The 19,936-nt window shown below is 61.5% G+C and carries 23 protein-coding genes; 3 read left to right on the forward strand and 20 right to left on the reverse strand.

Annotated elements, in window-relative coordinates; translation table 11 throughout:
* Positions 1–81 precede the first annotated feature (81 nt).
* From AC3I0A_RS01995 to AC3I0A_RS02085, 19 genes are read right to left on the reverse strand one after another with little or no spacing between them, the layout of a single operon-like run.
* Positions 82–1,308: a beta-ketoacyl-ACP synthase gene (locus AC3I0A_RS01995; protein ID WP_489375976.1), complete on the reverse strand. Its 1,227-nt coding sequence runs from the start codon at positions 1,306–1,308 to the stop codon at positions 82–84.
* Positions 1,308–2,036 (reverse strand): 3-oxoacyl-ACP reductase FabG, encoded by a 729-nt coding sequence (gene fabG, locus AC3I0A_RS02000; protein WP_489375977.1) that lies wholly within the window; start codon positions 2,034–2,036, stop codon positions 1,308–1,310. The genes AC3I0A_RS01995 and fabG overlap by 1 nt, the downstream gene beginning before the upstream one ends.
* Positions 2,033–2,506: a hotdog family protein gene (locus tag AC3I0A_RS02005; protein WP_489375978.1), complete on the reverse strand. Its 474-nt coding sequence runs from the start codon at positions 2,504–2,506 to the stop codon at positions 2,033–2,035. Before AC3I0A_RS02005 ends, fabG begins: the two co-directional genes overlap by 4 nt.
* Entirely contained in the window at positions 2,503–3,699 is a 1,197-nt protein-coding gene (locus AC3I0A_RS02010; RefSeq protein ID WP_489375979.1) for a beta-ketoacyl-[acyl-carrier-protein] synthase family protein, read from the reverse strand. Before AC3I0A_RS02010 ends, AC3I0A_RS02005 begins: the two co-directional genes overlap by 4 nt.
* Positions 3,696–4,181, reverse strand: a complete 486-nt coding sequence (locus tag AC3I0A_RS02015; protein ID WP_489375980.1) for a DUF3261 domain-containing protein — start codon at positions 4,179–4,181, stop codon at positions 3,696–3,698. Before AC3I0A_RS02015 ends, AC3I0A_RS02010 begins: the two co-directional genes overlap by 4 nt.
* The gene (locus AC3I0A_RS02020) at positions 4,178–5,425 is read right to left on the reverse strand and encodes an NAD(P)/FAD-dependent oxidoreductase (protein WP_489375981.1); all 1,248 of its coding nucleotides are present in this window, start codon (positions 5,423–5,425) and stop codon (positions 4,178–4,180) included. Before AC3I0A_RS02020 ends, AC3I0A_RS02015 begins: the two co-directional genes overlap by 4 nt.
* Positions 5,412–6,572: a cation:proton antiporter gene (locus tag AC3I0A_RS02025; RefSeq protein ID WP_489375982.1), complete on the reverse strand. Its 1,161-nt coding sequence runs from the start codon at positions 6,570–6,572 to the stop codon at positions 5,412–5,414. The genes AC3I0A_RS02020 and AC3I0A_RS02025 overlap by 14 nt, the downstream gene beginning before the upstream one ends.
* A complete protein-coding gene (locus AC3I0A_RS02030) occupies positions 6,569–8,908 on the reverse strand; it encodes an MMPL family transporter (RefSeq protein ID WP_489375983.1) in 2,340 nt (779 codons plus the stop codon). The genes AC3I0A_RS02025 and AC3I0A_RS02030 overlap by 4 nt, the downstream gene beginning before the upstream one ends.
* Positions 8,892–9,641: an outer membrane lipoprotein carrier protein LolA gene (locus tag AC3I0A_RS02035; protein WP_489375984.1), complete on the reverse strand. Its 750-nt coding sequence runs from the start codon at positions 9,639–9,641 to the stop codon at positions 8,892–8,894. The genes AC3I0A_RS02030 and AC3I0A_RS02035 overlap by 17 nt, the downstream gene beginning before the upstream one ends.
* Positions 9,638–10,063, reverse strand: coding sequence for an acyl-CoA thioesterase (locus AC3I0A_RS02040; RefSeq protein WP_489375985.1), 426 nt, complete (start codon positions 10,061–10,063; stop codon positions 9,638–9,640). Before AC3I0A_RS02040 ends, AC3I0A_RS02035 begins: the two co-directional genes overlap by 4 nt.
* Positions 10,056–11,600, reverse strand: a complete 1,545-nt coding sequence (locus AC3I0A_RS02045) for an HAL/PAL/TAL family ammonia-lyase (RefSeq protein ID WP_489375986.1) — start codon at positions 11,598–11,600, stop codon at positions 10,056–10,058. The genes AC3I0A_RS02040 and AC3I0A_RS02045 overlap by 8 nt, the downstream gene beginning before the upstream one ends.
* A complete protein-coding gene (locus AC3I0A_RS02050; protein WP_489375987.1) occupies positions 11,581–12,525 on the reverse strand; it encodes a lysophospholipid acyltransferase family protein in 945 nt (314 codons plus the stop codon). The genes AC3I0A_RS02045 and AC3I0A_RS02050 overlap by 20 nt, the downstream gene beginning before the upstream one ends.
* Positions 12,522–13,256: a glycosyltransferase family 2 protein gene (locus AC3I0A_RS02055; protein WP_489375988.1), complete on the reverse strand. Its 735-nt coding sequence runs from the start codon at positions 13,254–13,256 to the stop codon at positions 12,522–12,524. Before AC3I0A_RS02055 ends, AC3I0A_RS02050 begins: the two co-directional genes overlap by 4 nt.
* Positions 13,249–14,928, reverse strand: coding sequence for an ApeI family dehydratase (locus tag AC3I0A_RS02060; protein WP_489375989.1), 1,680 nt, complete (start codon positions 14,926–14,928; stop codon positions 13,249–13,251). Before AC3I0A_RS02060 ends, AC3I0A_RS02055 begins: the two co-directional genes overlap by 8 nt.
* A complete protein-coding gene (locus AC3I0A_RS02065) occupies positions 14,925–15,470 on the reverse strand; it encodes a COG4648 family protein (protein ID WP_489375990.1) in 546 nt (181 codons plus the stop codon). The genes AC3I0A_RS02060 and AC3I0A_RS02065 overlap by 4 nt, the downstream gene beginning before the upstream one ends.
* Positions 15,467–15,721, reverse strand: coding sequence for an acyl carrier protein (locus AC3I0A_RS02070; RefSeq protein ID WP_489375991.1), 255 nt, complete (start codon positions 15,719–15,721; stop codon positions 15,467–15,469). The genes AC3I0A_RS02065 and AC3I0A_RS02070 overlap by 4 nt, the downstream gene beginning before the upstream one ends.
* Before the next feature lie 9 nt (positions 15,722–15,730).
* Positions 15,731–15,991 (reverse strand): phosphopantetheine-binding protein, encoded by a 261-nt coding sequence (locus AC3I0A_RS02075; RefSeq protein WP_489375992.1) that lies wholly within the window; start codon positions 15,989–15,991, stop codon positions 15,731–15,733.
* A complete protein-coding gene (locus AC3I0A_RS02080) occupies positions 15,975–16,781 on the reverse strand; it encodes a lysophospholipid acyltransferase family protein (RefSeq protein ID WP_489375993.1) in 807 nt (268 codons plus the stop codon). Before AC3I0A_RS02080 ends, AC3I0A_RS02075 begins: the two co-directional genes overlap by 17 nt.
* Positions 16,757–17,482 carry a beta-ketoacyl synthase chain length factor gene (locus AC3I0A_RS02085; protein WP_489375994.1) on the reverse strand — a complete coding sequence of 242 codons (726 nt, stop codon included), beginning with the start codon at positions 17,480–17,482 and terminating at the stop codon, positions 16,757–16,759. Before AC3I0A_RS02085 ends, AC3I0A_RS02080 begins: the two co-directional genes overlap by 25 nt.
* Before the next feature lie 348 nt (positions 17,483–17,830).
* Between AC3I0A_RS02085 and AC3I0A_RS02090 the strand changes: the two genes are divergently transcribed.
* Positions 17,831–18,601, forward strand: a complete 771-nt coding sequence (locus AC3I0A_RS02090) for a ParA family protein (RefSeq protein WP_489375995.1) — start codon at positions 17,831–17,833, stop codon at positions 18,599–18,601.
* A gap of 10 nt (positions 18,602–18,611) precedes the next feature.
* Here AC3I0A_RS02090 and trxC read toward each other — a convergent pair whose 3' ends face one another.
* Positions 18,612–19,046 (reverse strand): thioredoxin TrxC, encoded by a 435-nt coding sequence (trxC, locus tag AC3I0A_RS02095; protein ID WP_489375996.1) that lies wholly within the window; start codon positions 19,044–19,046, stop codon positions 18,612–18,614.
* Positions 19,047–19,298: 252 nt separating this feature from the next.
* On the opposite strand from trxC, the gene mazE reads away from it, so the two are divergent.
* Positions 19,299–19,568, forward strand: a complete 270-nt coding sequence (mazE, locus tag AC3I0A_RS02100) for a type II toxin-antitoxin system antitoxin MazE (RefSeq protein ID WP_489375997.1) — start codon at positions 19,299–19,301, stop codon at positions 19,566–19,568.
* The gene (mazF, locus tag AC3I0A_RS02105; RefSeq protein WP_489375998.1) at positions 19,568–19,930 is read left to right on the forward strand and encodes a type II toxin-antitoxin system toxin MazF; all 363 of its coding nucleotides are present in this window, start codon (positions 19,568–19,570) and stop codon (positions 19,928–19,930) included. Before mazE ends, mazF begins: the two co-directional genes overlap by 1 nt.
* Positions 19,931–19,936: the final 6 nt, after the last annotated feature.

Below are 19,936 nucleotides of genomic sequence, written 5' to 3' on the forward strand. Positions count from 1 at the left end.
CGAAAGGCGCCCTTTGTCGTTCATGGGCAGCGAGAATTCATTCCAGGCTGCTTTCGTCGTGTACGACGACTCAATTGCCAGTTACTGCCAGCGACGGAAAATCAGCGAAGTATTCACCCCGCCAAAAGCAAAGTTGTTGTTCATCACGTACTGGTTGCTCATCTGCCGGAATTCGCCGCGCAGGTAGTCCAGTTCGCCACAACGCGGGTCGATGTCATCGAGGTTGAAGGTGTGCACGTACTGGTCGCGGTTCATCATTTCGATGCTGAACCACGACTCCAGCGCACCACAGGCGCCAAGGGTGTGGCCCAGGAAGCTCTTTTGCGAACTGATGGGCATACGGCTGCCGAACAGACTGCTGGTGGCCAGGGTTTCGGCGATGTCGCCCTGCTCGGTGGCGGTGCCGTGACCATTGACGTAGCCGATGGCGGACGGCTCCAGCCCGGCGTCTTCCAGCGCCAGTTCCATGGCCCGGCGCATGGTGACCACCTCCGGACGGGTGGCGTGCTGGCCGTCGGCGTTGCTGCCGAAACCGACGATCTCGGCGTGAATGTGTGCACCGCGCGCCAGTGCATGTTCCAGTTCTTCGAGTACCAGCATGCCGCCGCCTTCACCGATCACCAAACCATCACGAGCCGTGTCGTAAGGGCGCGGGCTGGTCTGCGGTGCATCGTTTTTCAGGCTGGTGGCGTAGAGCGCGTCGAAGACCATGGCTTCGGTCGGGCACAGCTCTTCGGCGCCGCCGGCGAGCATCAGCGGCAGACGGCCGAACTTGATCGATTCATAGGCATAGCCGATGCCCTGGCTGCCGCTGGTACAGGCGCTGGACGTCGGGATCAGCCGGCCGGTAAGGCCGAAGAAGATGCTGATATTGGCCGCTGTGGTGTGGGGCATCATCCGCACGTAGGAGTTGGCGTTGAGGCCCTCTGCCACCGAGTTCAGCAGCATCTTGCCGAAGGCTTTGATCTCGTCGGTGCTGCCGGTGGAGGAGCCACAGGACACGCCCATGCGGCCGTCCTTGATCGACTCATCGCCCAGCAGGCCGGCATCGGCCAAGGCTTGTTCGGCTGCGCCAACCGCCAGGCGCGAGACCCGGCCCATGCTGCGCAATTGCTTGCGGGTCCAATGGGCGGGCACTTTGAAGTCATCGATCGGCCCGGCCAGCCGGGTGTTCAATTCAGTGAAGCGATCCCACTCATCCATGCGGCGGATGCCGCTGCGGTTGGCGCGGAAGTTGGCGGCGATGGTTTCCCAGTCGCTGCCCAATGAGGTGATGCCGGCCATGCCGGTGACGACGACGCGCTTCATCAACACAGGCCTCCGTTGACGGCCAAGACCTGCCGGGTGATATAGGACGCTTCGGCGGACATCAGGAAATTCACCGCGCTGGCGACTTCCTCCGCGGTACCCATGCGTTGTGCGGGGATCATTTTCAGCAGTTCTTCGACCGGGACGTTTTCGTCGAGCATCGCCGTGTCGATCAAGCCCGGTGCAACACAGTTGACGGTGATCTTGCGTTTGCCCAGTTCGATGGCCAGGGCTTTGGCCGCGCCGATCAGGCCGGCCTTGGACGCGCTGTAGTTGACCTGCCCGCGATTGCCGATCAGCCCCGAAACGGAGGTGATGCAGACAATTCTCCCAGCGGCGCGACGACGAATCATCGGCATCATCACCGGGTGCAGCACGTTGTAGAAACCGTCCAGGTTAGTGCGCATCACCATATCCCAGTCTTCCTCGCTCAACGCCGGGAAGGCGCCGTCACGGGTCAGGCCGGCGTTCAGTACCACACCGTAATAGGCGCCGTGGGAGTCGACGTCGGCTTCGAGAATGGTTTTGCAGCTGGCGCGATCGGACACGTCGAATTGCAGGATGCGCGCGCTGCGGCCCAGTGCTTCGACTTCGGCCTGAACCGCTTGGGCGTCGCTGCGACCACTGCGGCAATGTAACACCAGATCGAAGCCTGCCTGGGCCAGACGCAAGGCAATGGCACGGCCGATACCACGGCTGGAGCCGGTGACCAGTACGGATTCAGTCATGGCTGGGTTCCTGTTGAAGAGGCCGGGGATTCATGAAGATAGTTGGCCGGCTGAGGCGGGCAGAACACATTCAGGCGTGCGGTGGCATGGATGCCGGGCGCGTTGATGTGGCATTCGAATATGCCCATGCCGTTGTCGTCTTCCAGTGAGCGCAGGGCGTGGATGGTCAGTTCGGTGCCGGCGGGGAAGTGTTCGACATTGCATTCGAATTTACGCGTACCGAGCAGAAAACCCAACTCGACGGCATTGCCGCGCAGTCGCGCGCGACAACCGGCGTAGGCGGCGACGGTCTGCGCCATCAGCTCGACGCCAACCCAGGCTGGCAGGCTGCCGTCTGTCTGGTTAAACAAGCCGCCGGGCTTGACGGTGAGACGGGTGTGGATTTGTTCTTCATCGAACGCCAGCACCTGATCGATCAGGATCATGTCGCCAGCGTGGGGAGTCAGTTCGGCGAGCGGCCAATCAATCATGGGGCGTCTCCGATAATCAGGCTGACGTTGTTGCCACCGAAGGCAAAAGAGTTGCTCATCAGGCAGCGTGGTGCGGTCTGGTCGAGGCGATCAGCGGTCGTCACCCATTTCAGTGGCGGCAGTTCGGGATCGGCCTGGCCGTCCCAGACATGCGGTGGCAAGGCGTGTTCGCTGTTGTCGGCGGCCAGGCTCAACCAGCAGAAGGCTGCTTCCAATGCCCCGGCCGCGCCGAGGGTGTGACCGCTCATGGGCTTGGTCGATGAGCAGAGCACGCCGCCCGGGAACAACGCCGCGACCGCCAGGCTTTCCATGGCGTCGTTGTGTTGCGTTGCGGTGCCGTGCAGGTTCAGGTAACCGATCTGCTCAGGGCTCAAGTGCGCGCGGTTCAAGGCTTTGTCCATGGCTTGCAGCGCGCCGCGACCGCTCGGTTCCGGCGCGGAAATATGGTGGGCATCGGAGCTGGCGCCGCCACCCAGCAAGGCAATCGGCGGGCAACCGTTGGCGCTTTTGCTCATCAGGAACAGCACCGCCGCTTCGCCGATATTGATGCCGTTGCGATTGACCGAAAACGGATTGCAGCGCTGCTCGGACACGGCTTCCAGCGCTGAGAAACCATTGAGTGTCAGCTTGCACAAGCTATCGACACCGCCGCACAGCACCACATCGCACAGGCCCTGGTCCAACAGCCGTTGAGCACTCATCAAGGCCCGGGCGCTGGAGGTGCAGGCGGTGGAAATCACATAGGCCGGACCGCTCAGTTGCAGCCAGTCGGCGAGGAAGTTCGCCGGGGCGCCGAGTTCCTGTTGCTGATAGTCGTAGCCGGCGGGGAACTGGTGGTCGCGCAGGTAGCTGGTCATGCCGCGACTGGCCTCATCGATGCCCGAGGTGCTGGTGCCAAGGACGATGCCGATGCGACCGCGACCGTAGGTCTGAATTGCCTGGTCGATGTCATCACGAATCTGTAATGCAGCTTCCAGCAACAGCTGGTTATTGCGGCTGCTTTGCCGGACCAGTTCGGCGGGAATGCTCGCCAGCTCGCCCTGCACTGCCACCACTGGCAACGCACGATCAGGCACCCAGCCGGCTTCGACGCGCAGGCCTGAGCCGTCGCCGGCAAACAGGTTGCGCGCGACTTCGCGCTTGCTGCGGCCTAAACCGCAGATCAGCCCAAGGGCATTCAAATAAGCCGTCATGGGGCAATCCCGGTGGTCAGCGGACTGACATGATAATGCAGGTTTTGAGGCAGGTTCAGATCGAAGTCCAATGGTTGTTGATAGCGAATCTTCCAGCGCGGGCCGAGGGAGCGCTGCGAGCCTTGTTGCTGTGCCGTCGGATAGTTGCCAAGCAGTTCGCCCTTGGGTGTCAATGCAAACAGCAAGGCGGCGAACAGCTCGCGGGCTTCCGGATTGGGCGGGAGTAGGCCGTCGGCCTGCCACTCGCCATCAATCAGTCGCTGACGGGCCAGCGGGATTCCCAGCGGATCCATCATCGACCAGCGGATGCTTTGCCCCTCACGCTGGATCACCAGCAGCCAGTCCTGACGTTGCTCGGCCTGCTGGCGTTCGATGTGCAATTGCAGTGGCAGCAGCAAGGTCGGGTTTCTCTCGGGCAATGGCGCCTGGCTGGCGCAGGCGCTCAGCAGCAGGACACAGCTCAAGAGCAGGGCACGGATCATTCCACATCACTCGCGCAGATTTCCGACAACATTCGCAGGCGACGCTTGGGTTCGCTGACAAACGGGTTGCGCTCATCCCAAGCATAGCCGGCGAGGATCGAACTGATCATGCGGCGAATCTCCGACGCACCGCCCGAATGGAAAATCACATCCTGGAAAGTCCCGGCGTACCAGCCTTCGACGTAGCAACGGAAGGTATCCACGCCGCGCTTCAAGGGTTCGGCGAACTCGCGCTGCCAGTCGACGCTTTCGCCCTGCAACTGGCGATGCAGCACGCCGGCGGCCATGCTCGCCGAACGCATGGCGATGGTCACGCCGGAGGAGAACACCGGGTCGAGGAATTCCGCGGCATTACCCAGCAGAGCGAAGCCCGGTCCGTGCAGGGTCTTGACGTTGGCCGAGTAACCGCCGATGGCTCGCGCCGGAGTGTCCCACACGGCGTTTTGCAGCACGCCTGAAAGGCTCGGGGTTTCAGCGATGAAGCCGCGCAGGCATTCATCCGGGTCGCCAGTGCGGCCTGCAAAATGTTCCTTTGCCGCCACCACGCCCACCGAGCAGCGCCCGTTGCTGAACGGGATGGTCCAGAACCAGATATCGCGATGGATCGGGTGTGTGGTGATGAGGATTTTCTCGCGCTCGAAACGCGGGCTGTCGATGTGGTCTTCAACATGGGTGAACACCGCCTGACGCGCCGGGAAATTCGACGGTGCTTCCAGGTCCAGCAAGCGCGGCAATACGCGGCCATAACCGCTGGCATCGAGCACGAAGTCGGCCTCGATGCGGTATTCGCTGCCATCTTCGCGACGAGCGCTCAGCTGGGGTTTTGGCAGGTCGAAGTCGACGCCAATGATCTCTTCGCCGTAGCGAATATCTACGCCTTGCAACTCGGCCTGATCGGCCAGCAGTTTGTCAAAGTCGGCGCGCAGCACCTGGAAGGTGGTCGGCTTGCCGTTGCTGAAGGTGTCACCGAAATCGAAGGCGCTGTAGCGCTCGCCCCAGGCGAAGGCCGCGCCGTTTTTCAGCTGGAAACCAGCGGCGTTCACGGCGTCGAGCATGCCGGCTTCTTCGACGAAATCCAGGCAGTGGGACAGCAGGCTTTCACCGATGGAGAACCGTGGAAAGTGCTGGCGCTCGATAATCAGCACGTCGTGACCTTTACGCTTGAGCAGCGCGGCCGCGATTGCACCGGATGGACCGGCGCCAATCACCACAACCTGGCGAGTTTCCATTTCAACTGTTGGCACTGGTGCTCCTTGCCGGGACGGCGGTGTGTGAAGGAATACGGCGGATACCGGCGAGTGCCGGCAGCAAGGTTGCGATCAAGCCCATCAGCATCAACGCGAAGTACAGCGCCGGGCTGATCAGCTGTTGTTGCAGCAGCAGGTTGAGGAAGACGATCTCGCTCAACCCACGAATGTTCAGCAGCAGACTTTCCCGCCAGCGGCTGGCGCCGACAAAGGACGCGCCGGCCCAGCCCAAACCGAGCCAGTTGCCCAGCAGTTTGCTGAGGATCGGCAAGACCAGCAATGCGCCAAGCTGGACCCAGCTGAGGCTGTCCATGGCGCTATGCACGTTGATCTGCACGATGCCGAAGGTCAGGATCAGTGGAATCGCAATATAGGTCTGTAAACGGCTCATCCAGGCGGCCTTCAACGGCAGCACCAGCGGCAGCTTGAGGGCGGCCATGCACAGCAAATAACCGATGCCGAAAATCAGCGCGTTGAGCTTGAAGTGCTCAGCGACCACCAGCAGCACAAAGAAGCCGAGGCTGTGGAGCAGCGGCTGGCGCACACCGAGCACACGCAGCAACAACGGCAGACAGGCGCCGGCCAATGGCAACAGCAGGCTGCTCAGGTGCAGGCTGCCTTGGGCGATGGCGAACAGGCTCCAGCAAGTCAGGTCGATGAGGATTGCGGTCTGCACCAGCCGGCGAGTTGCCGCAGGTGGATAGTCGATATGGCGCAGGTACAGATAGAGCACCGGAATCGCGGTGATCGCGAACAGCAAACCCACCGCCAGCGAACTCAACCACGGCTGGCTCGGCAACAGCCAAACAGCAGTGGCCAGCCCGATGGCGAACGGAATGCAAAAACTCGGCAGGGCGATTTTCAGGCTCTGGCGATCCAGCCGCAGGTCGATCACGTCGCTGAGAATGTGCCCCAGCAGCAGCGCGAAGCTCAGGCTGTAGAGATTTTTCAGCCAGCCCGGCGACACCAGTTCGGCGCCGCTCAACTGCCAGTGCGGTTCGATCCACAACAGCATCAACAGCGGCAGGCCGAAAGTCGCCAGCAGCAGCTGGCTGACGATCGGGATCAGCCCGAAGCGATGACCCACACGGGTCGCCACGGCAAACAGCGCCAAGGCCAGTAGCCAGAACAAGGCGATCATCATGCTACTGGCTCCGCGACGGGTCTGGCGTGGGTCTGATGCCTGGCCCATGGTGCGAGGATGAAGCTGAAGGCCAGCCCCAGGCTCACCGACAGGCCGAAGTTGCTCACCGCTGGCGTGCTGGAAATCGCCAGCAGGCCGAACGACAGCCAGGTGGTCGCTGCCGCCAGCAGGGTGCCGAGCAGGCTCACCGCCGCGCCACCAATTTGCTCACGCATGAGAATCGCGTAGTCGACGCTGATGGCCGTCACCAACAGCAGGCCAAACAGGCTGAACAAGGTCAGCGGCTGCCCCAGCCAGCCGAGGCTGGCCAGACTGCACAGCGCCGCCAGCAACGGCAGCGCGACGATCCGCAGCGCACCACCGAAGCCAAACGGCAGGATCAGCAGCAGCACGATCAGGATGCAAGACAGCAGTTTCAATTCAGCGGCGCTGATCTGGGTCGCGGCGAACACCTTGTTCAGATCCCCCAGTCGATCCACCAACTGCACGCCAGGCAAATCCAGCGCCTGAACCCGCAGCAACTCCGGGTTGTTCAACCCTTGCAGGCTGACGATCCCGGCCACGCCATCGTCGGTGGCTCCCAGCCACAACGAGCGCCATGGTTCAGCCAGCGGTCCGATCAGGGCGGCGTCGATGTCCTGGATAGGGAGTTTGTGCAACTGCGTCAGCTCGGCTTGCAGTGCGCTGGCCGGTATACCGAGATCGAGCAGCGGCTGCCAGAACGGCGGCAGTTTGTTCAGCGCCTCGCGAACCTGTTGTTGTTCGCTGGGCTGGCTGACCAGTTGATCCAGCGACAGGTAGCCCTGAAGCTTTTCCAGATTGACCAGTTGATCCAGGCGCTGGCTCAGGGCCGTGGAACGTTCAAGCAGTTGTTGCTGATCGGCAGCGCGCACCAGGAAGAACTGGCTGGTGGGCTGATAGCCGGTGACCCGCGCAATCGTCTGAGCTTCGTCCATCAGTTGTGGCGGTGCGCTGATCCATTGGCGGATGTCGTTCCTGGTGGTGAGTTGCCACAGGCCGCCAAAGCAAAACAGCAGCAGCAATCCCAACAGCAGCGGGCTGCGAACCCGACGCAGCAGCGCATTACGCGTGTCCACCAAAAATTGTGCGACGTGCAGCGGCCACTGCGCCGGGCGCAGATCGATGCCCTTGAGCATGGCCGGCAGCAAGCACACGGCGGACAAATAGGCGCCGAGCAAACCGGCGGCGGAGAACACCGCAATCTGGGTCAATGCCGGGAACGGCGTCCAGGCCAGCGCCAGATAACCGATGCAACTGGTGGCCAGACTCAGGGTCAGCCCTGGCAAGGTCAGGCGCAACGCCGGCCAGCTGTGCCAAGGCTTCAGGCTCCAGCTCTTGGACAGGTAATGCAGCGGGTAATCGACCGCCACGCCAATCAGGCTTGAGCCCAACACCAGGGTCATCACATGCATATGGCCGAACAGCGCCACGCAAGCCACCGCGCCGAACAGCATGCCCACCAGCACCGGCACGAAGGCCAGCAGCACGCGAAAACGCCGGAAGGCGAACAACAGCAGCAACAGAATGCCGACGGTGGCACCGCCGCCAACCCAGGTGATTTCGCGGCTTGCCTGTTGCTGGCCGGCGGCGGCGTACAGCAGGCCGCTGGCCGCGAGCAATTGCACGTTGGCCTGCGCTGCTTGTTCTCGACTCTGTTTGAGTAGCTCGGCGACTTGCAGCGGCAAGTGCATATCGAAGGCGTTGCCTTGCGTGCGAGCCCGCAGCAGCACCCAACTCTTGCCGTCGGCATCGGCGATCAACGCGCCGCTGCCAATATCCAGCTGCACCGCGCCACGCTGCGGCTGGCTGTTCTGGATACGCCCGGTCAAACCCAGCCAGTCGTCCTGGCTTGGCACCAGGCTGAAGCCGGTAAAGGGGTCGAACAGCGCTTGTACGCGTTGCTGGATAAACGCCTGTGGCTGCTCGATCAGCTGTTGCCGATCCGCCGCCGAAAGCATCGCCAGTCGCCCGTGCAGCAACTGCGTACGCAATGCCGGCAAGTCCGCTTGCAGGTTCCACTGGACCTTCTCGAACAAACCACTGGCCTGCCAGCGCTCGCCCAGTTGCTGAGCCATGGCGATGGCCTGCTGGCGATCGGCGTGGCCGACCAGTACCAGCATTTCGCGGTTCAGCGGCTCCTGGATGCGTTGTTCGGCGCGCAGCTCCAGTGGATCCGGCGCGGTGCCCGGCACCAGTTCCATCAGGTTGGCGGATAGCGGCGCCGCGCCACGCCATTGCCAGCCGGCCAGGGCCAATACGGCTACCAGCAGGATCAGGAACAGGCGCGGCAACCAGCGTTCACTGGGCAAAGTCATGTTGCTCCGCATCGCTCAGAGGTTTGGCGCTGGTGCTGTCGTGCATGCGCAATACGGTGCTGTCGCCCTGGGTTTCGAGGAGCTCGATGCGTTTCACCAGTTCACCACCGTCGATGTTGATCTGGGTGAAGACTTGCTTGAGCAGCACGGAGCGTGGGGTCAGCGTCAGCTTCCATTGCTGGGCGTCGCCTTGCAGTTGCAGGTCGAAGTCCCGTTGCAGGCCACTGCTGTCGCCCTGCAGCACGGCGAGGAATATACGGTTCTGCTCGGCACCGGCGCTCTTGTTCGGCAGCAATTGCCAACCGTTGCCGTCGCGGCGGGCAATGCCCTTGGTGCTGATGCGGTAGTCCTGTTGCAGCGGGCTCTTGAGCAGCCAGAGCAGACCGTGATCTTTCGCCAGCACGAACGTGCCTTTGCTGGTCAGCGGCTGCGGCAGGGCACGCAGGTGTTTTTCCTGAATGAAGCTGCCGTGGATCACTTCAGGCTTGGCCAGCTGATCGCTGAGTTGGTGCAGGTCGAAGGCTTGCGCTAGCGATGAAAAGCCGAGCAAAGCCAGGAGACCTATCCACTTCCCATAGCAGCTGCCGCCAGGCTGCGTCCGGCCGCGCAGCGGTCGTAAAGCCTGAGTCCGCGGTCTTTCAGGAGAATCGGATGCCCCGGATTGCGACCGCTGCGCGGCCGAACGCAGGCTTCGCCAGCTGCTACGAAGGGGCGTGTACCCGAACAGGTTCATGGCAGCACCTTCTCAACCGCATCGACAAATACTTGCGGCGAGGCCAGCTGCATTTCGCGGCTGGCGAGATCGACCGCAACCTGCACGGAGCTGGCGCGGGTCAGGCGTTCGGCGCTTTCGAGGTCGCTGATCAGGTAGTTGATCTTCAGACGGTTTTCCCACTCCACCAGGCTTGCGCGCACATTGAGCTTCTGACCGAAGGTGGCGCCGCGCACGTAGCGCAGTTGCAGGTCGATCACCGGCCAGGCGTAGCCGGACGCTTTCATTTGCATGTAGTTGTGGCCGATCTTGTCCAGCAAGGCGCAGCGGGCGACTTCCAGGTATTTGACGTAATGGCCGTGCCAGACCACGTCCATCGTGTCGATGTCGAAGAACGGCACGAGGATTTCCGTATCGGCGTGAATTACTCCCTTGCTACGCATGCAGCCTCCAGTGTTGCTCGGCGATACGTTGCAGGCACAGGCGCAATTCGGCGTCCAGCGCGCGGTCTTCGATGACCGGCGGGAAGTCCTTGGCAAGCTCTTCGTGCATCTGGGCCAAAGCCGGCGGCAATGGCCGCGCGTCTTGCGCCTGACTGCGCAGCCAGACGCCTTGATTGGCGGCCAGCAACGTGGCGGCGGCGACTTGTTCGGTCAGCTCCAGCACACGTATCGCATCGCGGGCGGCAATGGTGCCCATGCTGACTTTGTCCTGGTTATGGCACTCGGTGGAGCGCGAGAACACGCTGGCCGGCATGGTGTTTTTCAGTGCTTCGGCCGTCCAGGCGCTGGTGCCAATCTGCACCGCTTTGAAGCCGTGGTTGAGCATTGCCCGCTCAGCGCTGGCGCCGGACAGGTTGCTCGGCAGACCGTGGTTGTAACGCACATCCACCAGCAGCGCGAGCTGTCGGTCCAGCAGGTCGGCGACGTTGGCCACCAAGGTTTTCAGGCTGTCCATGGCGAAGGCGATATGCCCGCCGTAGAAGTGCCCGCCGTGCAGGACGCGTTCCGCTTCGGCGTCGATGATCGGGTTGTCGTTGGCGCTGTTGAGCTCGATTTCAATGAACGAGCGCAGCCAGTTCAGGCTGTCGGCCAACACGCCGAGTACGTGGGGCGCGCAGCGCAGCGAATAACGATCTTGCAGGCGATGCAGCGGCGCGGTCGGCGCGTCGATGGCCAAGTCTTTGCGCAACCACGCGGCGACCTGCATTTGCCCCGGATGCGGTTTGGTGGCGAACAGGCGCTCGTCGAAATGCTCCGGGTTGCCTTGCAGCGCCACCACGTTCAGTGCGGTGATACGTGTGGCCAGTTGCAGCAGGTAATCGGCGCGGGCGTAAGCCAGGCAGGCGATACCGGTCATCACCGCGGTGCCGTTCATCAGCGCCAGGGCTTCTTTGGGGCGCAGCACCAACGGAGTCCAGCCGAGTTCGCGGTGCACGTCGGCCGCTTGTCGGCGCTCACCCCGGAACATTACCTCACGCTCGCCGGACAAGGTCGCGGCCACATAAGACAGCGGCGTCAGATCACCACTGGCGCCCACCGAGCCCTCTTCCGGGATCAGCGGCAGGATGTCCTGATCGATGAAAGCTTGCAGACGCTCCAGCAGTTCCACGCGAACCCCGGACACGCCCTGACACAGCGACTGCAAACGCGCCGCGAGTACCGCACGGGTGGCCTGAGCATCGAGCATTTTGCCCAGTCCGCAGCCGTGGAAGGTGTACAGATGACGGGGCAGCGCCTCGACATGATGCAAAGGCACCGCGACCACGCAGGAATCGCCATAGCCGGTGGTGACGCCGTAGATCACGCCTTCCTTGTCCAGCAAGGAGTCGAGGAATTGCGCGCCCTTGGCGATGCGCTGACGGAACTCAGGGTCGCCTTGCAACTGCGTCGGCACCTGACGGTTGGCCAGGGCCAACACGTCTTCGATGCGCAAAGGGAGTTCGCCGAAGGTTACCGGCTCAAGCGGATGCGTCGTCATCGGTCTTCCAGTAAGGGTAAAAATTGAACCATTGTTGGGGCGCTTCGAGACAGTACTGCCCCAGGCGTTCGGCGTAGCGTGCTGTCCAATCGGCGATCACTTGTTCGCGGTCGCTACGCTTCCAGATTACAGCCTCGGTGAAGGGTTCGAGAGTCACTCGATAGCGCCCATTGTGCTTCAGACAAAACAACAGATTGACCGGGCACTTCAACAGCCCGGCCAGCAGCCAGGGGCCTTGTGGGAATGCTGCCCGATGACCGAGAAAGTCGACTCGCGCGATACGCCCGCCATGCAGCGGTACGCGATCGCCGGCAATCGCCAGCCACTCGCCGCGATCCAGCCGCTGGTTGAGTTGCAGCATGATTGCCGGGTCCAGCTCGCTGACCTGAATCAGTCGCAGATTGATCGCGCCGGCTTCGCCGAGCAGGCGGTTGAAGCGTTCGGCGTGCTTGGTGTGCACCAGCACGTTCATCGTCACTTTTTCGCCCAGTTCGGCCAGCGCGCGACAGACCTCAAGGTTGCCCAGGTGGGCGCCCACCAGCATTTGCCCGCGCTCGCCGCGCAACTGTTGGCGCAGCAGCGCCGGGTCGACGATTTCGATGTGCTCGATGCCAAGCTTGCCGTTCCATACATCGAGCTTGTCGAGCAAGGAGTCGGCGAAGGCCATGAACTGGCCGAATACCCGCCAGTGGGTGGGGCGCAATTCGCTGCGTCCACTCCAGTCGGCGAGGTATTGCTGGTATTGCCAGGCACTCTTGCGGGCGCTGCGACCGAACAGGAAAAAGTACAAGACGATACCGTACAGCAGCGGGCTCAACGCTCGACGACCGAGCACTTTGACGCCGAACGCGGTGAGCTTCATCAGCCAGAAACTGCCGCGTTCCTTGCGCTCGGCCCAATGCGCTTTGTCTGCGTTGATGCTCATGCCTGCCACCGTCGCCAAAGGATCATCGGCGCGCGCACCAGCATGCCGAAGAACAGCCGGGTGTGCATGCTGGTAATCAGCACGTTGTCGTGGAACAGACGGAAATGCGAGATACCGTCCTGCGGGTAATGGACCCTGGTTTGCAGCCAGTGCATCGGCTGATTACGCCAGGCCAGCCGCACGATGATGTCCGTGTCGAAGTCCATGCGTTTGCCGACCTTCACCGAGTTGATGAGCGCCAGAGTCGGCGACAATGGATAGACGCGGAAACCGCACATGGAATCGGGAATCTGCAATGACAGGGTGTTGATCCAGACCCACACGTGAGTCAGGTAACGTGCGTATAGACGGCCTTTCGGCACGCTGGCGTCGTATAGCGGGTATCCACAAATCAGCGCTTGCGGATGAGTGCGCGAAGCGTCGATGAAGGTCTTGATGTCGCGCAGGTCGTGTTGACCATCGGCATCCACTTGCAGGGCGTGGCTGAAACCCAGGCGCGAGGCTTCGCGAAAGCCGGCCATGACCGCACCGCCCTTGCCCTGGTTGACGGCGAGTTTGACCAGAAAGATCTGGTCGCGCCGGGCAAGTTGCTCAAGTACAGCAGCGCAGGCCGGACTGCTGGCATCGTCCACCAGCACGCACGGCAGACCGTTGGCGAGCAGCGCCTCGACCACGGCCGTGACGGTGGTTTCGTGGTTGTAGACCGGGATGATGGCGCAGGGGTTATGCATGCGCTGCCTCCAACAATATCCGCCCACTGGAGCAGGTCGCAGTGTCGTTGCGATAAGTGAAATACAGCTTGCCGCGCTCACGGTCGAATCGCAGATGCAGCTGAACCAGATCTCCGGGGCGCATCAGTTGCTGAAACTTCAACACTTCCATTCCGGCAAATTTCTCCGGCAACGCCAGCAACTGCCGACCCAGGCTCAGCGCCCAATCGATTTGCACCACGCCGGGCAATACCGGCGTTTTCGGGAAATGGCCACTGAAACAGGCCAGGTCCGGCGGAACCGCCAGTTGCAGGCTCCACTCGCCATTGGCTTCGACTTGTTCCAATACTTGCGGCGCTTTCGGGCGTGGGGCCAGCAGCAGGGCTTCGACCTCGGCTTGCGGCAGTTTGCCTTGGGCGTTAAACGGCAGTTGCCGTAACAAGCGCCAACGCCGTGGCAAGGCCAGGGCCTCGCAATGCTGGCTGAGGTGTTGGCGCAGGTCCTGGGTCAGGGTGCGCCGCCCCTGATTGCGCAGGGCATGCAGGCCTTGTTCGCTCAGCACCAGCAAGGCACCAAGGGATGCACGGTTTTCCTGAACCACGCCGAGGCGCGCGTCGGCGACCCATTCATGATTGAGCAGTGCCTGTTCGAGCATCGGCAGCGAGATACGTTTTTCTTCCAGTTTGACGATCCGGTCCAATCGCCCGAGCAGCTCGAAGCGCCCGTCAGCGGCAATTCGTGCAGCATCGAAGGTCTGTTCGACGTGACCGACGGGCAGGTATGGCGAAGCAATGCGCAGCGCACCGTCATTGTCCTGGCTCAGTTGTACATCGGCGAACGGCTGCCAGAGACTGTCGCCCTGACGCCAGGCGATGCCGCCGGTTTCCGAGCTGCCGAAAATTTCCGTCGGCCATTGTTGCAGGCGTTGCTTCAGGCTCTGCGCGGCCTCGGCCGGCAGCGCGCCGCCGGAAGAAAACACCCGTCGCACACAGCTCAAGGCCGGCCAGTCGAGGTTGTCGCCCATGCGCTTGAGCAACGCCGGGCTGGCAATCCAGGCGAAGACCGGGTGTTCGCGGCTGGCGCGCTGCAAGTCTTCGGGAAACGGCAGTTGTTGACGCACGAACGGGCGTCCGGCACACAGTGGCCAGAGCACGCGGAACAGCAAACCATAAATATGTTGGGTCGCGACGCTGCCGATGATACAGGCCTCGCCCAGATCGGCGCCCCACAGTTGCTCCAGGGCTTCGACTTCGTTGGCCAGTTGCCGCAGGTTTTTTTCAATGCGCTTGGGTTCGCCACTGGAGCCGGATGTGCACAGGCTCAGGCGGCATTGATCCGGATCCAGTTCGGCGGCGGGCAACGGAGCTTGAAACAGATCGCTGAGCGCTGCGTCGTCCGCCTGGTCAGTCAGCCACAGGTCGACCTCATTCGACCAGCGTTGACGGGTCTGGGCTTGCAGGTCAGCGGGCAACAACACGCTGACCCCGGCCCGCCAGGCGCCGAGCAAGGCTATCGCCAGCTCACCGGCGTCTTCCAGATACACGGCAATGCGCTGCACGCCGTGGGCTTGCAGGCCGGCAGCGAGGCTGGACGCCTGCTCGCAAAGCTCAACGTGATTCATTGCCGGGTCAGCCGTGACGGCGCGCCCCGGCTGAGCCTTGAGCAACAGATGCTCAAGTTTTATCCAATTCATGCGCGGCCTCGTACGCGTTGTCGTAACAGCCATTCAATGGCAAACAGCAAGCCCATCAACCCGTAGGAAATCAGGCCGTTGTACAACATCCACCAACTCAGCGGCGCCCAGAGGGTCAGGGCGGCGGCGAGCAAACCGTTACAGAGAAAAAACACGCACCAGGCAATCGTTACCTGCCGGGTATAGCGAATCGCCTTGTCTGGCAGTTCCGGCTCGCTCAAGCGCGCCAGACGTTCGACCATCGGCGGTCCGTATTTCAAGCTCAGGCCGAACAGCGCCAGCATGAAACCGCTGATCAGCACCGGGTACCAGCGCAGCAACAGCGGGCTATCGAACAGCGCCAGCAACAGACAAAAAGCAATCGCAGCGGTGGCCATCCACAGGCTGCCGGGACGCCGCCCGCCAGTCAGCGCGCGGGCGAGCCACAGGCCGCCGAGCAGCAGACCGAACTGCCACGGCGCGAAATGCTCCATGCCGTAATACACCGCAAAGGGGTACAGCAGGCCCGCCAGCAGCAGGCCAAGGCCGATCAATCGGTTCATGCGGCCGGTTGAACCAGGCGATAGACCGCCTCGACCACGTCACTGACAGTGCGCACCGCCTTGAACTCTTCGGCGGCGATTTTCTTGCCGGTCTGGCGCTTGATATGGTCAATCAGGTCAACGGCGTCGATGCTGTCGATTTCCAGGTCCTGATACAGGTTGGATTCAAGGGTGACGCGTTCGGGGTCCAGCTCGAACAGTTCGACCAAGGCATCGCGCAGGGTGTTGAAAATGTCATCACGAGTTTGCATGGTCCGGTCTCAAGCTGTCTGTTTTGCAGTGACAAAAGCCGCAAGGCTGGCCACATTGGTGAAGTGATTGCGAGTGTCCTTGGCGTCGGCGTCGATCTTGATGCCGTACTTTTTCTGGATCGCCAGACCCAGTTCGAGGGCATCTACCGAATCCAGGCCCAGGCCTTCACCGAAAAGAATCTGCTCGTCGCCGATGTCTTGGGCGCTGATGTCTTCGAGGCCCAGGGCGTCAATGATCAGCTGTTTGATGTCGTTACGTAGATCGCTCATCTTCGGCGAGCTCCTTGATAAAGTAGTGGTGCAGATAATCGTTGAGCTTGCGCGAGGCCTGCGGTGCCGAGCCCTGCGTTGCAAAGGTCTGTGGATCTATATCGGCGCCGACACGGAAACTGAAGTGCACGCGGCGCGGCGGGATGCGATACCAGGGTTCGGCTTTGGTCAGGGTGGTCGGGTTGACCTTGATCACCACCGGGGTCACGATTTTCGCACCCCGCAGGGCGATTGCCGCGGCGCCCCGATGAAAGGCCGGCGGCTGGCCAGGCCGGGTGCGGGTGCCCTCGGGGAAGATGATCAGCGTCTGCCCGCTTCGCAGAGCATCCGCGGCGGCATCGAGCATGTCCATACTGCCATCATTGCTGATGTATTGGGTGGAACGTAGCGGGCCGCGAGTGAAGGGGTTTTGCCACAGGCTTTTCTTGACCACGCAGTTGGCATTGCGCACCAGACCGATCAGAAACACCACATCGATCAGCGACGGGTGATTGGCGATGATCATCTGTCCCGGGCGGCCGAGTTTTTCCGCACCGATGACCTCATAGGTCAATACCCCGGTGCGGGCCATGAAGCGAATAAAAAACCAGAACAATCGACCGATGGTGCGCCGCGCCCGTTGCCGATGCACCTGAGCATCGCCCGGCAGGCGGCTGAGCAGCGGGAAAACCGCCAGCCGCAGGCATAATCCGACCAGGCCGAACAGCGCGAAGCTTGCAGCGGTAGCCAGCAGGCGCCAGTAATAGGCGTCACGCTTTTTTCCGGTTACTGGTTGCGTTGCCAGTTCCATACACGGTTCTTCCAGGCATGTTGGCAGGTGGTTTGCGCACTGAACAGCATACGCAACAGACTCAGGGCATGGGGCCAGTCGGCTTTGGCCGATTCGCCTGTGGCACTGCTCAGCGACAGCTGCCAGTCATTGCCTGGGGTCAGCAACAGGCCGACGGCGTACGGGAAGGGCACGTCATCGATCCAGCTGGCGTAGGCCTCGGGTGGCTGCTCTTCGGTGACCACCAGCAGCACCGCTGGTGCGCCTTCGTCAAGCAGCGCTGCGGCCTCTAACATGCCGTGTTCGAGGCCGTCGCCGGCAGCGGCGAGGGCGGTCATTTCACTGGTTTCGCCGCGCATGATCGACCACAAACCGATTATCGCGTTATGCACCGACAGGCTGAACTGGGTAGGCGACAATGGCTGGTCGGCCGCCAGATCACCGAGAATCTCGAAGATCCGCGGGGTTTCGCCATGACGGGAAATAAAGACCAATGGTAGCTGTTCATGGCCCTCGGCCAATGGCCAGCCAACACTGAAGGCCATCCGCGCCAGGCGACTGAGGCGCCGGCGCTGCATCGCGGGGAGAAATGAGACGTCGGGGGCGGCATCGCTACTGTCGAGCACGACCGGTTGTCGACTCCAGGTCTGCCAATCGCCCACGCTTTCGAGCCCAGGGGCCCAGGCGCGCCATTGGGCGATGTTGAAGTTGATCACAGACATTCATCCCGCCCCTGCGGGCTTCCTTGACGCGGCGGATCGCTCTGGGCGACCGGCCTGACATGGCGCTATGGCCGAGTGGGGCGCATTATCCCGGCACAGCTGACTTGTAGCAAACGCTGGTTACATATTGCTCAATGGAATAGACAGATTTTCCAGGGAAAAGTGCTGTTTGGTATTGTCCGGTTTTTCGAGGCAGCATCTGCCAGTCGATTCCTAAGCAATTGAGTGAATGGTCCGTGTTTTTTTGAAGAGAGTGAAATTGACTGCGTAGTCTTCCTCCGACGAGGTAGCTAAGCAGAGCCGTGGACCACTACACTCGGTCATTCTTTGATACACGGAGGTTTTGACATGCGGCGCGTGGTGTTCAATCAGAAAGGTGGCGTAGGCAAGTCCAGCATTGCCTGCAATCTGGCAGCGGTCAGTGCCCATGAAGGCTATCGGACACTGCTGGTGGATCTCGATGCCCAGGCCAACTCCACCCAATACCTCACCGGGCTTACCGGCAACGATATCCCCATGGGCATCGCTGATTTTTTCAAGCAGACCCTGTCTTCCGGGCCGTTTTCGAAGAAAAACCAGGTGGATATCTACGAAACCCCGTTCGACAACCTGCACGTGGTCACCGCCACCGCCGAGCTCGCGGACCTGCAGCCCAAGCTCGAGGCGAAACACAAGATCAACAAACTGCGCAAGCTGCTGGATGAGCTGGCAGAGGACTACGACCGGATCTATCTCGACACCCCGCCGGCGCTGAACTTCTATGCAGTGTCTGCTTTGATCGCTGCCGACCGCGTGTTGATCCCCTTCGACTGCGACAGCTTCTCGCGCCAGGCGCTTTATGGCCTGCTGGCGGAAATCGAAGAGCTCAAGGAGGACCACAACGAAGACCTGCAAGTCGAAGGCATCGTGGTCAATCAGTTCCAGGCCCGCGCCAGCCTGCCGCAACAGATGCTCGACGAACTGATCGGCGAAGGTCTGCCGGTGCTGCCGGTGTACCTGGGCAGCTCAGTGCGCATGCGCGAATCCCATCAGGCCAACATGCCGCTGATCCACCTTGACCCACGGCACAAACTGACCCGGCAATTCGTTGAGTTGCACGCACTGCTGGAAAACGCCTGACAGCTAGCAGTCAGATGCCCTGACTGCGCAACCAGCTCAGCAACTGTGGCAGCGGGAAGGCACCGCTCTGGCGTGCCACTTCCCGGCCGTTCTTGAACAGAATCAGGCTGGGAATCGAACGAATCCCCAACTGTGCCGACAGCTGCTGATTGGCCTCACTGTCCAGTTTTGCCAGGCGGCACTTGCCCGCCAACTCCCCCGCCGCCTGCTCGAACACCGGCGCAAATGACTTGCATGGCCCGCACCAGTGCGCCCATACATCCACCAGCAACGGCAAATCGCCTTTTATCTGACTGGCGTAATCGCCCTGCGTCAATTCAAAGGGCTTGCTCAGCAGGACTTCGGCTTTGCAGCGCCCACACTTGGGCTTGTCGTTCAGGCGTTCGGCGGGGATGCGGTTGAGGCCGTTGCAGTGAGGGCAGGGGATCAGCAGTGGGTCGGACATGAGCGGGCTCCGGGAGAATAGGCAATGAGGCTTATTTGGAGTCGCAGGCGGAGATTATCAAGACGCAGGCGGCTGTCGCATACGCTCACATATTTGAGGTTGGCCGCTGATGCCTCAGGTCTAGGCTGTGGAACAGCGTTCATTACTTTCAAGTGACCTAGTGAGGATTTCACTTTGCTCCCATTTTTGTGCTACGTTTGTTGCACTTATCGAGGCATCGATATCAACCTTATTTTGTATCGGAGTCCACTCATGTCCGTGACTTCCAAAATCCGCCGACAAGGCGGTGCCGCAGTGATGACCATCCCGCCGACTTTATTGAAACTGCTTCATCTGGAGGTGGGTGCGCAACTGGAGCTGAATGTAGTCGATGGCGAGTTGATCGCTCGGCCGGTCGCACAGCCAGTGCGCAAACGCTATACCTTGGCTCAACTGCTGGAGGGTTCCGACGCAATCGCCGAGTTGAACGCTGAAACGGCTTGGGCCCGTGAAGGCGATCCAGTTGGCCGGGAGTTGGGCTGATGGTTCGTCGACTGGCCCCGCAACGAGGCGATGTTTACTGGATTGATCCGAACCCGGTGGCGGGTCGAGAGATGATGAACCGCCACCGTTTTGTTGTGATAACACCGCGAGAGATCAATGCCTTGGGTGTGAGCATGACCGTCCCGGTGACCAGTGGCGGTAGCTTCAGCCGAAACTCAGGTTTGGCCGTGGTTGTCACCGGGCACGAAACCAATGGTGTCGCTGTGTGTAATCAGGTGCGCAGCTTCGATATCGAGCAACGAGTCCGAGAGGGCTCTGCGAAGTTCATTGAGCGTCTCGACGACGTGACGATGATGGACATCGTTTCACGAGTTGTCAGTGCAATTGACCCTCAAGACTGAACCCAT

Source organism: Pseudomonas sp. KH_024_B2 (assembly GCF_057839965.1).

Coding starts and splice junctions, on each gene's coding strand:
- AC3I0A_RS02035 (WP_489375984.1), bottom strand. CDS start 9,641: ATGAACCTGTTCGGGTACACGCCCCTTCGTAGCAGCTGGCGAAGCCTG.
- trxC (WP_489375996.1), bottom strand. CDS start 19,046: ATGTCCGACCCACTGCTGATCCCCTGCCCTCACTGCAACGGCCTCAAC.
- AC3I0A_RS02050 (WP_489375987.1), bottom strand. CDS start 12,525: ATGAGCATCAACGCAGACAAAGCGCATTGGGCCGAGCGCAAGGAACGC.
- AC3I0A_RS02015 (WP_489375980.1), bottom strand. CDS start 4,181: ATGATCCGTGCCCTGCTCTTGAGCTGTGTCCTGCTGCTGAGCGCCTGC.
- AC3I0A_RS02075 (WP_489375992.1), bottom strand. CDS start 15,991: ATGAGCGATCTACGTAACGACATCAAACAGCTGATCATTGACGCCCTG.
- AC3I0A_RS02040 (WP_489375985.1), bottom strand. CDS start 10,063: ATGCGTAGCAAGGGAGTAATTCACGCCGATACGGAAATCCTCGTGCCG.
- fabG (WP_489375977.1), bottom strand. CDS start 2,036: ATGACTGAATCCGTACTGGTCACCGGCTCCAGCCGTGGTATCGGCCGT.
- AC3I0A_RS02080 (WP_489375993.1), bottom strand. CDS start 16,781: ATGGAACTGGCAACGCAACCAGTAACCGGAAAAAAGCGTGACGCCTAT.
- AC3I0A_RS02005 (WP_489375978.1), bottom strand. CDS start 2,506: ATGATTGATTGGCCGCTCGCCGAACTGACTCCCCACGCTGGCGACATG.
- AC3I0A_RS02065 (WP_489375990.1), bottom strand. CDS start 15,470: ATGAACCGATTGATCGGCCTTGGCCTGCTGCTGGCGGGCCTGCTGTAC.
- AC3I0A_RS02085 (WP_489375994.1), bottom strand. CDS start 17,482: ATGTCTGTGATCAACTTCAACATCGCCCAATGGCGCGCCTGGGCCCCT.
- AC3I0A_RS02030 (WP_489375983.1), bottom strand. CDS start 8,908: ATGACTTTGCCCAGTGAACGCTGGTTGCCGCGCCTGTTCCTGATCCTG.
- AC3I0A_RS02060 (WP_489375989.1), bottom strand. CDS start 14,928: ATGAATTGGATAAAACTTGAGCATCTGTTGCTCAAGGCTCAGCCGGGG.
- AC3I0A_RS02055 (WP_489375988.1), bottom strand. CDS start 13,256: ATGCATAACCCCTGCGCCATCATCCCGGTCTACAACCACGAAACCACC.
- AC3I0A_RS02025 (WP_489375982.1), bottom strand. CDS start 6,572: ATGATGATCGCCTTGTTCTGGCTACTGGCCTTGGCGCTGTTTGCCGTG.
- AC3I0A_RS02090 (WP_489375995.1), top strand. CDS start 17,831: ATGCGGCGCGTGGTGTTCAATCAGAAAGGTGGCGTAGGCAAGTCCAGC.
- AC3I0A_RS02045 (WP_489375986.1), bottom strand. CDS start 11,600: ATGACGACGCATCCGCTTGAGCCGGTAACCTTCGGCGAACTCCCTTTG.
- mazE (WP_489375997.1), top strand. CDS start 19,299: ATGTCCGTGACTTCCAAAATCCGCCGACAAGGCGGTGCCGCAGTGATG.
- mazF (WP_489375998.1), top strand. CDS start 19,568: ATGGTTCGTCGACTGGCCCCGCAACGAGGCGATGTTTACTGGATTGAT.
- AC3I0A_RS01995 (WP_489375976.1), bottom strand. CDS start 1,308: ATGAAGCGCGTCGTCGTCACCGGCATGGCCGGCATCACCTCATTGGGC.
- AC3I0A_RS02070 (WP_489375991.1), bottom strand. CDS start 15,721: ATGCAAACTCGTGATGACATTTTCAACACCCTGCGCGATGCCTTGGTC.
- AC3I0A_RS02010 (WP_489375979.1), bottom strand. CDS start 3,699: ATGACGGCTTATTTGAATGCCCTTGGGCTGATCTGCGGTTTAGGCCGC.